Source organism: Bacillus sp. BD48 (genome assembly GCF_046566805.1).
In the GTDB taxonomy this organism is placed as follows: domain Bacteria; phylum Bacillota; class Bacilli; order Bacillales; family Bacillaceae; genus Bacillus; species Bacillus safensis.
Genome location: NZ_JANGFM010000001.1, coordinates 843,312 through 856,726, shown reverse-complemented (window position 1 = coordinate 856,726; position 13,415 = coordinate 843,312). Strand labels below are relative to the sequence as shown.

20 protein-coding genes are annotated in these 13,415 nt (G+C 40.2%); 10 read left to right on the top strand and 10 right to left on the bottom strand.

The window, feature by feature from the left end; genetic code table 11:
* Positions 1-51 precede the first annotated feature (51 nt).
* Both yhaM and ACLGGR_RS04430 read left to right on the top strand, forming a co-directional pair.
* A complete protein-coding gene (yhaM, locus tag ACLGGR_RS04435; protein ID WP_267585932.1) occupies positions 52-999 on the top strand; it encodes a 3'-5' exoribonuclease YhaM in 948 nt (315 codons plus the stop codon).
* Between the two features lie 117 nt (positions 1,000-1,116).
* Positions 1,117-1,347 (top strand): sporulation YhaL family protein, encoded by a 231-nt coding sequence (locus ACLGGR_RS04430; protein WP_041089925.1) that lies wholly within the window; start codon positions 1,117-1,119, stop codon positions 1,345-1,347.
* 53 nt (positions 1,348-1,400) lie between these two features.
* Here the strand turns inward: ACLGGR_RS04430 and ACLGGR_RS04425 are convergent, their stop codons facing one another.
* The gene (locus ACLGGR_RS04425; RefSeq protein WP_039177572.1) at positions 1,401-2,279 is read right to left on the bottom strand and encodes a peptidylprolyl isomerase; all 879 of its coding nucleotides are present in this window, start codon (positions 2,277-2,279) and stop codon (positions 1,401-1,403) included.
* 161 nt (positions 2,280-2,440) lie between these two features.
* Here ACLGGR_RS04425 and ACLGGR_RS04420 point away from each other — a divergent pair, with 161 nt between their 5' ends.
* The gene (locus ACLGGR_RS04420) at positions 2,441-2,527 is read left to right on the top strand and encodes a YjcZ family sporulation protein (RefSeq protein WP_008361129.1); all 87 of its coding nucleotides are present in this window, start codon (positions 2,441-2,443) and stop codon (positions 2,525-2,527) included.
* Between the two features lie 145 nt (positions 2,528-2,672).
* Positions 2,673-2,762 (top strand): YjcZ family sporulation protein, encoded by a 90-nt coding sequence (locus ACLGGR_RS04415; RefSeq protein WP_017360317.1) that lies wholly within the window; start codon positions 2,673-2,675, stop codon positions 2,760-2,762.
* 51 nt (positions 2,763-2,813) lie between these two features.
* Here ACLGGR_RS04415 and ACLGGR_RS04410 read toward each other — a convergent pair whose 3' ends face one another.
* A complete protein-coding gene (locus ACLGGR_RS04410) occupies positions 2,814-2,999 on the bottom strand; it encodes a hypothetical protein (protein WP_072368131.1) in 186 nt (61 codons plus the stop codon).
* Between the two features lie 82 nt (positions 3,000-3,081).
* Positions 3,082-3,603, bottom strand: a complete 522-nt coding sequence (locus ACLGGR_RS04405; protein ID WP_410972568.1) for a DUF3267 domain-containing protein — start codon at positions 3,601-3,603, stop codon at positions 3,082-3,084.
* 232 nt (positions 3,604-3,835) lie between these two features.
* Between ACLGGR_RS04405 and ACLGGR_RS04400 the strand changes: the two genes are divergently transcribed.
* The gene (locus tag ACLGGR_RS04400) at positions 3,836-4,180 is read left to right on the top strand and encodes a YhaI family protein (protein ID WP_142944417.1); all 345 of its coding nucleotides are present in this window, start codon (positions 3,836-3,838) and stop codon (positions 4,178-4,180) included.
* Here the strand turns inward: ACLGGR_RS04400 and ACLGGR_RS04395 are convergent.
* Positions 4,158-4,778, bottom strand: a complete 621-nt coding sequence (locus ACLGGR_RS04395; RefSeq protein ID WP_070325667.1) for an HTH-type transcriptional regulator Hpr — start codon at positions 4,776-4,778, stop codon at positions 4,158-4,160. The two genes, ACLGGR_RS04400 and ACLGGR_RS04395, sit on opposite strands and share 23 nt — an antisense overlap.
* Before the next feature lie 187 nt (positions 4,779-4,965).
* On the bottom strand, positions 4,966-5,322 hold the full coding sequence (locus ACLGGR_RS04390; protein ID WP_048238393.1) for a YtxH domain-containing protein: 357 nt from the start codon (positions 5,320-5,322) through the stop codon (positions 4,966-4,968).
* Between the two features lie 128 nt (positions 5,323-5,450).
* Here ACLGGR_RS04390 and yhzF point away from each other — a divergent pair, with 128 nt between their 5' ends.
* A complete protein-coding gene (yhzF, locus tag ACLGGR_RS04385) occupies positions 5,451-5,642 on the top strand; it encodes a membrane protein YhzF (protein WP_142944418.1) in 192 nt (63 codons plus the stop codon).
* A 49-nt stretch (positions 5,643-5,691) separates the two neighbouring features.
* Here yhzF and ACLGGR_RS04380 read toward each other — a convergent pair whose 3' ends face one another.
* The 3 genes from ACLGGR_RS04380 to ACLGGR_RS04370 form a co-directional block, all read right to left on the bottom strand.
* Positions 5,692-6,210 carry a tryptophan transporter gene (locus ACLGGR_RS04380; protein ID WP_095408118.1) on the bottom strand — a complete coding sequence of 173 codons (519 nt, stop codon included), beginning with the start codon at positions 6,208-6,210 and terminating at the stop codon, positions 5,692-5,694.
* A gap of 127 nt (positions 6,211-6,337) precedes the next feature.
* Complete coding sequence (serC, locus tag ACLGGR_RS04375) at positions 6,338-7,417, bottom strand: 3-phosphoserine/phosphohydroxythreonine transaminase (RefSeq protein ID WP_142944419.1); 1,080 nt, start codon at positions 7,415-7,417, stop codon at positions 6,338-6,340.
* A gap of 161 nt (positions 7,418-7,578) precedes the next feature.
* Positions 7,579-8,007 carry an HIT family protein gene (locus ACLGGR_RS04370; RefSeq protein WP_024425457.1) on the bottom strand — a complete coding sequence of 143 codons (429 nt, stop codon included), beginning with the start codon at positions 8,005-8,007 and terminating at the stop codon, positions 7,579-7,581.
* Between the two features lie 486 nt (positions 8,008-8,493).
* Between ACLGGR_RS04370 and ACLGGR_RS04365 the strand changes: the two genes are divergently transcribed.
* Genes ACLGGR_RS04365 through ACLGGR_RS04355 form a run of 3 tightly spaced genes read left to right on the top strand, consistent with a single transcriptional unit; the run spans position 8,494 to position 11,206 of the window.
* Complete coding sequence (locus ACLGGR_RS04365) at positions 8,494-9,234, top strand: ABC transporter ATP-binding protein (RefSeq protein ID WP_073979228.1); 741 nt, start codon at positions 8,494-8,496, stop codon at positions 9,232-9,234.
* Complete coding sequence (locus ACLGGR_RS04360; RefSeq protein WP_410972567.1) at positions 9,227-10,447, top strand: ABC transporter permease; 1,221 nt, start codon at positions 9,227-9,229, stop codon at positions 10,445-10,447. Before ACLGGR_RS04365 ends, ACLGGR_RS04360 begins: the two co-directional genes overlap by 8 nt.
* A gap of 51 nt (positions 10,448-10,498) precedes the next feature.
* Complete coding sequence (locus ACLGGR_RS04355) at positions 10,499-11,206, top strand: EcsC family protein (RefSeq protein ID WP_410972566.1); 708 nt, start codon at positions 10,499-10,501, stop codon at positions 11,204-11,206.
* 27 nt (positions 11,207-11,233) lie between these two features.
* Here ACLGGR_RS04355 and ACLGGR_RS04350 read toward each other — a convergent pair whose 3' ends face one another.
* Positions 11,234-12,421, bottom strand: coding sequence for a M20 family metallopeptidase (locus ACLGGR_RS04350; protein ID WP_410972565.1), 1,188 nt, complete (start codon positions 12,419-12,421; stop codon positions 11,234-11,236).
* Positions 12,422-12,705: 284 nt separating this feature from the next.
* Here ACLGGR_RS04350 and ACLGGR_RS04345 point away from each other — a divergent pair, with 284 nt between their 5' ends.
* Positions 12,706-12,858 carry a hypothetical protein gene (locus ACLGGR_RS04345; RefSeq protein ID WP_223250951.1) on the top strand — a complete coding sequence of 51 codons (153 nt, stop codon included), beginning with the start codon at positions 12,706-12,708 and terminating at the stop codon, positions 12,856-12,858.
* Between the two features lie 65 nt (positions 12,859-12,923).
* On the opposite strand, the gene ACLGGR_RS04340 is transcribed toward ACLGGR_RS04345, so the two are convergent.
* On the bottom strand, positions 12,924-13,409 hold the full coding sequence (locus tag ACLGGR_RS04340) for an antibiotic biosynthesis monooxygenase family protein (RefSeq protein WP_142944425.1): 486 nt from the start codon (positions 13,407-13,409) through the stop codon (positions 12,924-12,926).
* Between the last annotated feature and the right edge of the window lie 6 nt (positions 13,410-13,415).

Here is a 13,415-nt window from a genome sequence, read left to right as displayed (position 1 = left end):
TGACTTATGTTATACTTATATGAGCAGAAACATGGAAGGAGCTTTTATTGAATGGCTAAAGGGATCATGACCTATGATGTCGGCGAACAAGTTGACCTGCATTTATTAATTAAATCATCTACTAAAGGAATTGCGAGTAATGGCAAACCATTTTTAACGCTCATTCTTCAAGATCAAAGTGGAGATATTGAGGCGAAACTATGGGATGCAAAGCAGAATGATGAACTCACCTATGCCCCGCAAACCATCGTGAAGGTAGTAGGCGACATTCATCATTATCGCGGGAGGAATCAGCTGAAGCTTAGGAATATACGCCCTGTTGCTGAAAACGAGCAAATTCGAATTGATGACTTTCTCGAAACAGCTCCTATTCCAAAACACGATATGATGGATACGATTATGCAATATATCTTTGATATGAAAAACCCTAATATTCAGCGCGTTACAAGGCATTTGCTGAAGAAATACGGTCAGGAATTTGCTGATTATCCAGCAGCGACAAAAAATCATCACGAATTTGTCTCTGGACTCGCCTACCACGTCGTGTCCATGCTGCATTTAGCTAAATCCATTGTTGACCTATATCCATCACTAGATCGAGATCTTTTATATTCAGGCATCATTCTTCATGATTTAGGGAAAGTGAAAGAGCTTTCGGGTCCAGTCTCCACCACATATACAGTGGAAGGGAATTTAATTGGCCACATTTCCATTATGGTGACAGAAATTGCGAAAGCGGCGGAAGAGCTTAGCATTGATTCAGAGGAAATTTTGATTTTACAGCACTTAGTCCTGAGTCATCACGGAAAAGGAGAATGGGGCAGCCCGAAACCACCAATGGTGAAAGAAGCTGAAATTCTCCACTATATTGATAATTTAGATGCGAAAATGAACATGATGGATCGTGCGCTTGAGCATGTGAAACCAGGAGAATATACAGAACGTATTTTTGCACTTGAGAATCGTTCGTTTTATAAACCAACCTTCCATCACGAATAATCATGTCAAAACGTCCGTTTATGCGGGCGTTTTTTTTCATAACTTGTCTTCTTTTCGCATAAGCATGTAACACAAAGGAAGAGAGGAATGTCCTTAAGAAAAGGAGGCGGTGAAAAAATGTTGTTTTTTCCGTGGTGGGTATATGCATGTATTATCGGCATTATTTTCTGTGCGTATAAATTAATGACAACAGCCAAAGAGGAGCAAGAAATTGATCAATCCTTTATTGAAAAGGAAGGAGAAATTTTTATCGAGCGAATGGAACAGGAAAGAGAGCGCAGACGTCAGGATCAGCAGGTGAAAAGATCACAGGATACTGCGGCACATGAAGATCATTCGATTGCTTAATCTCGTCATACAAAAACCCCTCTGCACGATGATGGCAGAGGGGTTTTTTGTGGTTACTGTTGTGTCTGCTGATTTTGTGCAGGCTGTTCAGATTTTTCTTTGAACGTTTTTTCAAGCTCTTTATCTTTTACTTTCACATCAGCATCTTTTACCAATTTGTTTAAGATGTTTTGGATTTCATTTGTGTCTGCTTGTTTTTGGTCAAGCAGTTCCTTTTTCAAGTCTGCTTTCATGTCATCGTATTTACCGCGTTCTTCGGTCTTTTTAATGATATGGTAGCCGAATTGGGATTTCACTGGCTTGCTGATTTCATTTACTTTTAGTTTGAAAGCAGCTTTGCTGAAGTTCTCGTCCATTTGGCCTTCTTTTGCGAACCAGCCTACATCGCCGCCTTGTGCTGCTGAAGCGGTATCAGTTGAATATTCAGAGACAAGGGCATCCCATTTTTCACCTTTATCTAATTTCTTTTCCACTTCGTCAGCTGTTTTCTTATCAGCTACTAAAATGTGGCTTGCGCGGATTTTCCCTTTAAGGTCATCGTAATATGCTTTTACTTCTTTATCAGTGATTTTGATGTTAGCTTTGGCAGCCTTTTGAGTCAGCAGCTCATATTTCACTTGATCTTTGATGTAATCTTTACCGAATTCATCTTGAAGCTGTTTTAAACGATCTTCACCAAGTGTCTTTTTATATTCTTCCAATTTCTTATCAATTTCTTTATCAGATACTTTGTATTTGTCAGCAAGAACCTTTTGTTGAACAAGTAGGTTTAGAGCATCTCCACCTGCTTGTTTCTTAAGAGTTGTATAAAGTTCTCCTTTTGTGACATCTCCTGATTTTGTTGTTGCGATTACATCTTTATCACCGCTACTGCATGCGCCAAGAGTTAAAACACTTACTGCTGTTACAGCTGCTAAAGCCATTTTTTTCATTCAAAAAACACTCCTAATCTTTCCAAATTATTTATCATTGCTTGTATCATAACATATTGTGACATGCTGTAAAAAGAAATGCAAATGGAAGGGCATTCGTCTAGTCAAAAAATTGCGCGCGACATACACATATATTGATCACAAAAAGGAGGCTGAATTATATGGGAGCAGGATATTCTAATGGGTTTGCTTTATTGGTCGTGCTATTCATTTTGCTGATCATCGTTGGTGCAGCATATCTTTATTAATTAAATCGCTGTGACAGAAGGGAGCCGTCCTGCCGTGCGTGAGGGCGGTTCTTTTTTCAAACGATGACAGGTGCCTAAACGTTTTTTATTTTTCTGCATACACTGAGCTTAGAACAGAGGAAGAACTGGCAGGAGGTGTTTTCACATGGGAGGAGAAGTCTTTGCAGGCGGTTTTGCACTAGTCGTCGTATTATTCATCTTATTGATCATCATCGGTGCATCTTGGATTTGCTAATGAAAATATACACAAAAAGCTGCCCTCAAACTGGCAGCTTTTGCTTTGATCTTAAATAGAAATGGTAATTTCAACAAATGATGAGATAAGTAAGATCAGTATCGATACATTGATAAAGCGAAACACCTTATCTTGCCGTTCTTCAGGAATCTCTCTGACAAGGCATAATGTATTAGTAAGCCTGTTTATTGAATACACAATAAACGCGGCAAAGACGATGAAGTAAAATAAAACTATCGGAGATCCCCCCTCTCTACGCTATTCCCATACTACATTACCAAATTTTTTATGAAAAAGATAGAAGTTGGCTTTAAAAACCTCATGATGAGGAAGTTTGGTCAACTAAAATATCAAACTCGTCTTGAGCTTGATCAATGATGCAGGATTTAGGTGCTTTGAGCAACTTCCATGCAAATAAAAAGTCAGGCAAACAATAGCCTGCATGTATGCTTGCGATGATGATAAAATAGTGTGCGTACATGGGAAACGCCACGCCTAACACAAAGTAAACCGGTGAGATGACACAAAACGGGCTGAGAAGTGAAAAAAGCATCACTTTCTTAGGCACGCGCTGCCAGCAATTTCGTTTCATAAATAGCGTCATTTTTTTCTTATTTTTCATCACTGGGATCAAGTGAACCACACGGTGGACAAGCAATGTCACAAGTAAGAGCACGGCAAAAAACGGTGCGTTATGGCTGCTTAGCCTCGTTTCAGGATGAGTCAGTTGAAAACATAAAAATGCCATAATGAAAAAAAGGATAGCAAGACTTATGGCTGAAATCATCATTCTCGTATAACCATAATCCTTTTCAAGATTAATGGTCTTCCAACAATTCATTTTTCATCCTTCCAATCTAAAAATCGAATTGAATATCTCAAGATAATTTACTCTTCCTGAGGATAAAAATCAATGGTTTTGATGAAAAAAAATAAAATGCTGCCTTCAAATGGAATAAAGAGAGGAAACTTTGGGTTTTTCAAGAAAAAAGAACAGAAGGGGGAGGTTCGTCTCTTTCGTCAATGAGTAATTTCGGCTAAAATAGAAGGACTAAGAGAAAGAGGGAACGTACATGAGTATTGAGGAACGAATGAGCCAGCTTGAATATTATATGGAACTTTTATTGACGACATCCGATATGAGCCGTTATCCATATTATGCGTTATTGATCAGGCAGCGTGTAACGAAAGAAGAGGCAGAGGAAATTGAGCGTATTTGTGCTGAGCTTTCAGAGGAAATGGATAAGCAAAAAGCACAAGGCTACGTCATGTTTGACGATCTCCTTGCGCTCTTTGCGGGACAGTTAATTGAAAAGCTGGATGTTCATGAGACGATATTTGCTTTGCATGATCAAGGGCTGTTTCAGCCGTTAATGAATGAATTTATAAAGATCATTAAACAATTTGATTTGTTTTAGCTGCTTTTTCTGCTGCCTCTGCTGAGTCTTCAAGTTCTTCAGTCTTTTTCGTGACTTTTCCTCGCTCATTCAAAAAGTCCTTCTCAATGTTTGAAAACGATTTCTCAAAAATCTCCATGAAATCCTCACCATAAATGTTTCGGATGATACACATCATTTCTAAAATCTCAGGGAACTTTCCGTAAATGTCATGAAGCGGCTGTGCGCCTTTGACAATACCAGTTCGGGCCGGGTCATAATCTTCGAGTAGTTTATGGAAAGTCTCTTCGCCTTTTGGCGTTAGCTCAATATACGTATTGCGTTTATCGTTTAACTTTTTAGAAAATTTTAAAAATCCTCGTTCCTCCAGTTTCTTGGAGAAGTTAAACGCCGTTGATACATGCATGACGCCAAACTTTGCAATTTCTGATATTGAAGCTCCTTTTAATTGATACGCAATCCACAAAATATGATGTTCATTGATATTTAGGTTATACGGTTTGATCCACTGCTGCCAGTCCTTTTCAATGGATTTCCAAAGAGCTTTGCTCAATTGGGCCATTCTTTGACTGAATAAAAGTGCTTCTTTTACATCGAAAGGCTGTTCCGAATGATTCATCCATTTCACCTACTTCTCTTTTTCTTGTAATTCTATTATGCCAATAAAATAAAGATTAATAAAGCTGAAAATTCAAGAATTTTTAAAAGTCATGAAAAACATTGACAAAATAACCTTTTTTCAACAAAAAAAGTGCGGGATACGCACCCCGCACACTTTTGTAAACGAATATTTTTTTGTGAGTATATTAGTTTTGTAAGGTTTTCTCCAGTTGTTTGAGCTTTTCCTCAATCTCTTGAATTTCCTTTTGTAAGTCCTGCTGATGAGGTTTGATTTCTTCGCGCCATTGCTGAATCGATGTTTGCAATTCAGACCCGACTTCTTTAATGACCTCTGCGCTTTCTTTTGCTGTTTCCACAATTTGCTCTTTTAAAGCTTGTCCATCTCTTTTTAATTTTGTCAGCGTATCTTCGAATTTGTCATAGCCGTCTTTCATCTTTCCGCGCACATCTCTGCCAGAAGAGGGAGTCGTCAGGAGCACTGCCGCACCTCCGAGGAGACCGCCTACAAATAATCCTGTTAATAAAGAACGTCCACTAGCCATTCAAATCACCTCTAGTCAAATTTTACACATTCGCATGTTCTCTCTGAGCTGACGATCAGCTTCATTGAACTTCCATACATAGCTTGCTTTATTTTAGCATACTTTTGAAGAAAAGGGAGGGGAGAAGGTTGTCTGTCTTTCTGTTCGTTTTTATGTGTATCGGCATCGTTTTTACAGGTGGTTCTATTCATTATGCAAGACAGCTTGGGTATGCAGGGTCTTATCCGCCAAAACATGTATTAAAGCAAAAAGCACTTGTGTGTGCAGCAGGTGCAGGGATTTCACTCCTCATTTTGCTGCTGACCCTTTTTCTTTTATAAAAGCATGAAAAAAACCTCTTCATCTATTATGAAGAGGTTCGGTTATTCGTTAAGCAACTTCTATCATTCTTGCACGTCTCAAAATGGACTGAGCAATTGGGAAGACAAATACCATAGCAATGGTATTAATCACGGCTGCTGGCAGGACCACGCCCACAAGAAGTGCCGGTAATGCAGCTGGCAGTCCAGTGATCAGTAAAGCGGCAGATAGGAAAATCACACCGGATACGATGGTTCCAATCGCAGTTAACGCAGCGGTCAGCACCACTTTGTTCTTTATCTTCAAGCAAGATAAGAATAGAGCTAGGAAGATAAAGGCTGTTACTGGCTTATCAATCATATTCGGAATTTGTCCGCCTGGAAATCCCGTTGTTAATGCAGAAATCACGCCAGTCACTAGCGCAATCACGACAACATGCTGAACCTTTGGGAAAAGGATGATGCTTAAAAACATCATGACCAGCATCATATCAGGTTTCATTCCGAAAAAGATGGGCGGGAAAATCGTATGCAAAACAGCTCCCATTGCTGCAAGCAATGACATAATCACTAATTCTTTTGTTTTCATTTCTATGCTCTCCTCTGCTAAGCTCTTATAGGACTCTCCAATAATATGGCTCATCATTTATTGCAAGAGTCATGACTTTATATTTCTCGTTATTATAACAAATTTATTTCCCTATAGAAAAGCCTTTTTACTCATTTTCTTGCTGGAACTTTTTCATAAAGTCCGCAAGCTTTTGGCAGTCTTCAATTGAGACCGCATTGTAAATAGATGCTCTGCATCCACCGACAGAACGGTGGCCGGCAAGTCCAACCATTTGCTCTTGCTTCGCTTTTTCTACAAAGGATGACGTAAGTGCGTCATCGCGAAGAGTAAAGGTGACATTCATATGCGAACGGCTGTCAGCACGCGCATGTCCTTTATAAAAACCGCCGCTTTGATCAATTGTATCATAGAGAATGCCTGCTTTTTGTTCATTGCGTTTTTCCGCTGCTTCTACACCGCCAGCATGTTTAACATGCTCAAGGACAAGTGACAGCATATAAATCGCAAAAGTCGGTGGTGTATGGTAAAGAGAATTGGCTTTTGCGTGTGTTGAATATTTTAATATTTTCGGTGTGCTGCTTTTCTCTTTCTCTAATAAACGTTTGCGCGCAATCACAATCGTGATACCTGAAGGTCCTAGGTTTTTTTGTGCTCCGGCATAGATGAAATCAAATGAAGAAACGTCTATTTTTTTGCTGAGAATATCACTGGACATATCCGCAATGAGCGGGAGTGACGTGTTCGGGAACGTTTTCCACTGAGTGCCGAAGATCGTATTGTTCGATGTGATGTGTAAGTAAGCACCATCTGTTAAATCAGAAGCATCTACTTCTGGAATATACGAGTAGTTGTCGTCTTCACTTGAAGCAAGCACAGATGTCTGACCAAACCCTTTTGCTTCTGACAATGCTTTTTCAGACCAAGCGCCTGTTTGAATGAAATGAGCTGTTTCGCCTTCATGTAAAAAGTTCATAGGAATCATCGCAAATTGAAGACTAGCTCCGCCTTGTAAAAAGAGGACTTCATAATCTTCTGGAATGTCCATCAGTTCCACCAAAAGCGCTTTTGCTTTATTGTGTACTTCTTCGTATTCACCGCTGCGATGAGAAAGCTCCATCACAGACATTCCAGTTTGTTTAAAATCAACAAGTTCTTCCTGTGCTTTTTGAAGCACTTCTAGCGGCAGTGCCGCCGGACCAGCATTAAAATTCGTCGTTCGCTTCATCACTATCTCTCCCTATTTCTCGCGTTAATGGATCAAAAGATAAAACCATCCTATCACAAATTTGAAGCATTTGGACAAAAAATTTGAATCGTTCAAAATATCTTACTATTAAGAAGTGATAGCGATGAAAAAGGAGGTAAAAATAAGAAAAACCCCATCTATTAAGATGAGGTAAGCCGCGTGTGGATGGCAGAAGAAATGTCTTTTAAATCCTCTGACGTGTATTGATCTTGATGTGATTTCCATACAGCACCAAAGCCATCGCCTTTTCCGTAGCGCGGAATGATATGCATGTGGTAATGGAACACGGATTGTCCGGCTTTTTCACCGTTGTTGTTCAGGAGGTTTAACCCAATTGGTTCAAACTCCTGTTTGATCGCCCTTGCAATTTTCGGAATCGCTTGGAAGTAGTGGTTAGACACTTCTGGTGTCATTTCATAGATGTTTTCTTTATGTATTTTCGGGATTACAAGGGTATGTCCTTTTGTTACTTGGCTGATATCAAGAAAAGCCAATACATGCTCGTCTTCATATACTTTTGCACATGGAATGTCTCCATCAATGATCTTGCAAAAAATGCAGTCGCTCACGCCATGTCACTCCTCATTATTTTTCCTTTATCGTATCACAAAAAGAAGCAAAAAAGAAAACAGGACAAGCGAACTCCTTTGGTCGCTCATCCTGCTCCTGCAGAAGAAATGCTGATGCTTTCATTCGAATGCCTTTTGAATTCTCTATTTACTGAAATAAAGAATTCATATGCCTGCTATTTCTGCCGTAAACACCTCATTTGACGTTTTGGTTTGTCGTATACATATTGTATAGGACACAAAAATCAAGAATCAGTGAAGCAAAACAGAAGCTAAGGTTTTTAGATGAAAAACCAACTTGTCATGCGGTTCTTTGCCTTTAACAAACACCTCATTTACTTATTGGTCATCAAGTTCATTTCTTCTACATACATTATGATGACCAAAGCGCCTATTTTTTATTCATGACTCGTCTATAGGTAAACATTTCAAATTATCATTCGTTTTTGTTACTATAAAGGAAAAAAGAAAGAAAGGAACGAATTCATGTCCCTTCTCACTGTAAAAGATGTAACGGGTGGATATACGAAGAATCCCGTTCTAAAAAATATTTCATTTGAATTAGAAAGAAATCAAATCGTGGGTCTCATTGGCTTAAACGGGGCGGGGAAAAGTACAACCATCCGCCATATTATCGGGCTCATGAAACCGCATAAAGGTGTCATTGAATTGAATGGACGAACCCTTCAAGACGACCAAGAGGCGTATCGTTCACAATTTACGTTTATTCCTGAAACACCTGTTTTATATGAAGAATTAACGTTAAAAGAGCATTTAGAGCTGACAGCGATGGCTTACGGTCTATCAAAGGAACAATTAGACGAACGTCTGCCATCATTGCTGAAAGAATTTCGAATGGAGAAACGGTTGAAATGGTTCCCTGCTCATTTTTCAAAAGGAATGAAGCAGAAGGTCATGATTATGTGTGCATTCCTTGTGGAACCAGAGCTGTATATCATCGATGAACCGTTTTTAGGGCTTGATCCTCTTGCGATCAATGCACTGCTTGAACGGATGAATGCTGCGAAGAAAAGCGGTGCTAGTGTCCTGATGTCAACACATATTTTGGCGACAGCTGAACGCTATTGTGATTCCTTCATTATTTTGCACGAAGGGGAAATCAGAGCGAAAGGAACGCTGGCAGAGCTGAGAGAACAGTTCAATATGAGAGATGCGACACTCGATGATCTTTATTTGGAATTAACAAAGGAAGAAAGCTATGAGTAAAACAACGCAAACCATTTGGAAATCAAGGTTAGAGGAACACGTACAAGAAACAAGAAAATACTTAAAATACATGTTCAACGATCATCTTGTTATTGTGCTCATTTTTTTCCTTGCAGGCGGAGCAAGCTGGTACAGCAGCTGGCTTAAACATATTCCGGCTCACTTCCCATCTTACTGGGTAATGGCAGTTGTTTTCTCATTGGTACTCACAAGCTCATACGTACGTACGTTGATTAAAGAAGCCGATCTCGTGTTCTTGCTTCCTTTGGAAGGGAAGATGGAGCCTTACTTAAAACAAGCTTTTAACTTTAGCTTCATTTCTCAGCTGTTTCCTCTCATTGCTGTATCCATTGTCGCACTTCCGCTTTATTCGGCGGTGTCTTCAGGAGGCATCACGGGGTATGTGCTGATACTGGCGCAAATGATCTTGATAAAGGGCTTGAATACAGCCATTCAATGGAGAATCACATATTTTCAAGGAAAACACGTGAGATGGCTCGATGCAGCTCTTCGTTTTCTATTAAATGTGATGTTGATCTACACCGTCTTACAGGCAGCCTATGCGATTGCAATCGTTTTTTATCTTATCTATGGTGCATATCTTGTCTACTTAACAAATGCAGTGAAAAAACAGCCCTTTCAATGGGAAATGCATATTTCTGATGAATTAAAACGGAAGCAGCGCTTTTATCGTTTAGCAAACTTATTTACAGATGTGCCTCACTTAAAGAAACAGGTGAAAAGAAGAGCATACATGGATTGGCTTATGAAATTTGTTCCTTACGATCAGCGTAAAACTTTTTCTTATATGTATGTGAGGGCGTTTGTACGCTCAAATGACTATTTTGGTCTCGTTTTTAGATTAACGGCCGTGTTTGTCCTGATTATTTTGTATACAGGTGCAGCAGGCTGGGTGGGTGCGTTACTTGTCTTGTTCACAGTATTTATCACAGGTGTACAGCTTGTGCCGTTAACGAAGCACTTTGCTCATCTTTCATTACAGGCACTTTATCCAGTTTCTCAAAAAGAAAAGGATCGAAGCTTTTTTGTTCTCGTCCGTAATGTGCTGATCATCCAATCAATCTTGCTGAGCTGTGCGGTACTTCCAGCGGGAGGCTGGCAGGGAAGCGGACTTGCCCTTCTCATTTCTTTGGCGTTTGTGCTTATCCTCTTTAAGCCTTACGTACAAAGCAGGTTAAAAAAGATGAGATAAGTGGCGATATGTTTTACAGCGATCGTATGATGACATCAAGGAGGGAACCGGATGAATGCAGCTGAACGGGAGTTGTATGAAGAAGCCATTCTTTTTCAAACACGTTTTTTAAGAAAACCATCAAAGATCGAACGGTTTTCAAAAGGAGTTCAGCAGCAGGTGAACCGCCGAATTCCTGCCAGGTTTCATCAAGTCATTACAAGTGCGGTCAAAACAATGGTTGAATCCACCGTATCAGGATCACACTTCACTTCATTTTCAGTGATTGATGAACAATTATCTATTGTAGAACGAAATGAACTGGCAAAGGATAAAGTGAAGTATTACCAAAAGGCGGCTGCCATCGAAGGGATTGGAACAGGTGCAGGCGGTTTATTCCTCGGAATGGCAGACTTTCCGCTGCTGCTGAGCATAAAGATGAAATGCCTTTATGAGCTGGCAAGTATATATGGCTTTGATTTATCTCAAAAGGAGGAAAGACTTTTTTTGCTTTGTATATTTCAACTCGCCTTTTCCAGCAGTGCACATCGTCAAAAAATGATGAAGATCCTAGATGATTGGGAAACGAGCCGGGAGGAAATGGATTGGTACAGCTTTCAGCAGGAGTATCGAGATTACATTGATTTTGTGAAGCTGTTTCAATTAATGCCGGTCGTCGGAGCCGCTGTTGGCGGGGTGGCGAATCATCAGCTGACAGGACAGCTCGGAGATGTCGCACGCCATGTGTTTCACATGCGAATATTGAGAGAAATGAAATAGAAAAGCCGCTGATGACAGCGGCTTTTTTTATTCATTGTAGGAAAGAACAGCGTTAGCGAGTACCTTTGCTGCGACAGGCATTGCTTTTTCATTGATATCGAACTTTGGATGATGATGTGGATACACGTCCTGGCTGTTTTCCGGCATGGCACCTGTGTAGAAAAATGTGCCAGGGACATGCTGAAGGTAGTAAGCAAAGTCTTCTCCGCCCATTTGGGTTTCCGCTTCTTTTACTTCTGTGACACCATCTGTCTGGTTTGCAATGTCAGCAATATATTCAGTCGGCTTTGGATGGTTTTTGACAGCAGGGTATCCTCTTACGTATTCATATGTGTAGGCAGCCTCATGCATTTGGCACACCCCTTTTACCACCTGTTCAATTTCTCGTTCGATAATTTGCCGTGCACTTTCTTCAAAGGATCGTGCAGTACCAGTTAAAACAGCTGAATCTGCAATGACATTAAAGGCATTCTCCGCTACAAAACCTCCAACAGAGACAACAGCAGAATCAATCGGATTGACTTTACGGGCAACGACTTGCTGCAGGTTTGCAATGATTTGTGAACCGATGAGTACGGCATCTTTTGTTAAATGAGGCTGGGCGCCGTGTCCGCCTTTCCCTTGGACTTGAATAGAGAAACGATCGGCGGCTGCCATAAAATTCCCGCTTTTATAAAGAATCGTGCCACAAGGCTCTGAAGACCAAAGGTGCGTACCAAATATCACATCGACACCGTCTAAACAACCATCTTCAATCATTGGTTTTGCACCGCCTGGAGCATATTCTTCCGCATGCTGATGAATGAGGACGATCTTCCCTTTTAATTGATCACGATGTGTATGCAAGATTTTTGCTAATACAAGAAGTGTCGCAGTATGCCCATCGTGACCGCACGCATGCATCACTCCAGGCTTTGTTGATTTGTAAGGCACATCCTTTTCATCGTGGATGGGAAGTGCATCAAAATCAGCTCTGAGGGCAATGGTTGGCCCCGGAGAAGCTCCTTCAATAAAAGCGAGTACGCCATGGCCGCCCACCTGAGTACGCGTAGGAATTTGTAAAGTATTATAGTAGTTGGCGATGAAAGCGGCTGTTTCTTCTTCCTGAAAAGAAAGTTCAGGATTCATATGGAGATGGCGTCTAATTTCAACCATTTCCTCATAATGTTCATCAAGACGTTCATTGATGCTTTTTTGTAAAGTGGATATTGTCATTGAATCGAAAACCTCCTTCATGCTCTTTTACTGATTGTATGGTAATTGTTAGAATCTTTCAACAGAAGAGGATTTCGTGGCCAGTATCAAAAGGTCATTTTACAAAAAAGGTCGAAGTTGATATGAAGCAGGGAAAGGGAGGAGTAGCGTTGGGAAGCTGTCCAAATTGTTCAAAAACATTTTCTTTCGTCGAAAAGTTTCATTTATCACATACGAAAATGATGATATGTCCAAGCTGCCGGCATCAAATCAAAGAAACGTTTGTCTCAAAAATGAGTTTTTTCATGATCTGCTTGATTCCGCTATTGGTGCTGCTGATTCAATTGAAAGGTGCTTCACCTATGTTGAAGTGGCCGATTTTATTAGGATGGATATTGCTGAATTTCTATGTGCTTCAGCCGATCATTCATCGGTATGAGCTAAAATCAAGCGGATAAAATGAAGAGCCCAGCGACTGGGCTTTTTTTTGATGAAAAAAAGAAGTGCTGAGAGCAGCACTTCCTTAATTGTCTGTGACGGCATGGTAGGATGTGAGGTAAGCTGGACGAGAGAAAATGGAGCCTGTATCCTCGTGTGGCTGAAAGAATGCTTCTGATTCTTGAAAGTCTTGAAACAAGTCCTCTGATTCCCAAAGTGTCAAAATCAAATAAACTTCTTCATCTTTTTGAGGTCTTAAAACGCGAAGAGCCTGGAAACCGCGCTGATGTTCTGAAATGTTCGTCTTTTTCTGAAAGGTGGATTCAAACAGTGTTCTGCTTTCAAGCTTAACAGGGATATGATTCAAGGTGACGAAACCAGATTGGACAAGCTTGCCTTTCGCATAAATCACATCATAGGCATGAGGGGCTTTAAATACAGTCTCACCCTCCGTTTCATGAAAAAGAGCTGCTTGTTCTTTCCCGACCATATAAAGCAGATTTTCCAGATGGTGTTTCTTTGCGATTTTATGCAAAAAATCTGCTGTTCCATATGTAATATAGAAATTCATCTAAAC